The organism is Mycoplasma marinum, from assembly GCF_004335975.1.
Lineage (GTDB): Bacteria > Bacillota_I > Bacilli_A > Mycoplasmatales > Metamycoplasmataceae > Mycoplasma_K > Mycoplasma_K marinum.
The window spans coordinates 1-1071 of sequence record NZ_PSZO01000084.1 but is presented as its reverse complement, the minus strand read 5'-3'; the positions used below and the strand labels follow the sequence as shown (position 1 = coordinate 1071).

Here is a 1071-nt window from a genome sequence, read left to right as displayed (position 1 = left end):
ATACAAAATATAATATTTAATTATTTTCCCTTAATGGAAACTTCCAAGGTTCTTAAGTTAGATATAATTTAAATATGAAACAACCAAACAAAGACTACGCAATGGATATTAGAAGTAAGTTAAATTAACAGTCAACATTCTTTCTCCCAGACTTCCTAAATGCTGATTTGAACATTAAAATAATAACCAATAACTCTAGAGCCTTAAAGGATATTATTAATTAAAACGCATTAAATAATGGCATTAAATTTATAATAATATAACCAAAAAATCAAGGGAAATAAAAAAGGAGAAGACCTCCCTTTTTTACGCCGTTATCTAGTAACGCGCTTCACAAGAATATTATATACCGACCAAATACTTTAGAATTAACTACTGAAAGTAATTCTCTGGGCCGCACCTCTTGTAAACCATACACCTTCAAGATGTTAGTTAACTCTTCTTTAAGTGTTTTACTTTTTTGTTTTTCATAATAAAAACTCCTTTAACGTAATTTTACAATATAGGAGTTTGCACAAAATTTAAAGCATCACCATGAATGTTTCTTTTTATTTAATTAGAGGGAATAAATTATTCTTGCTTTATGCCCAACACTTTTAGAAAACCTTATTTTTTATCGTAATATTATTGATGTATTTTTAAGAAAATTTACATAAATTCATTAAAACTAAATCCTCGATTGAAATTTAAAGTGCAACACTTAGAGTTAAAATTTAAGTGAGGCACTTTTCATATGCAATTATTCAAAATAGGTAAATGAAAAGTCCCTACACGACTAAATGAGGAGACCATATGAATTATACAACTAAAAAACACTATAAACAAATTAACTTTGAAGAAAGAGTAAAAATAGAATACTTTTTAAATGAATGCTTAGAAAGTATTTCAAAAATAGCTAAGAGACTTAAAAGAGCAAAATCTACAATTAAACGAGAAATAGAAAGAAATTTGTTTAAGGGTAAGTATATTGCGCAAAAAGCTAATGATATTTATCTAAAACGCTTTATCACCAAGCACAAGTTACCCATTGAAAATTATCCAGAGTTTTCGAAGTTATTCCTAAAGTATTTT

Annotated in this window: 1 protein-coding gene; it reads left to right on the top strand. The window is 26.9% G+C overall.

Annotated features, from left to right (window positions below; all coding sequences use genetic code 4):
* Positions 1-792: 792 nt before the first annotated feature.
* Positions 793-1071: helix-turn-helix domain-containing protein (locus C4B24_RS04795; protein ID WP_168388379.1), on the top strand; the 279-nt coding region annotated here is incomplete at its 3' end.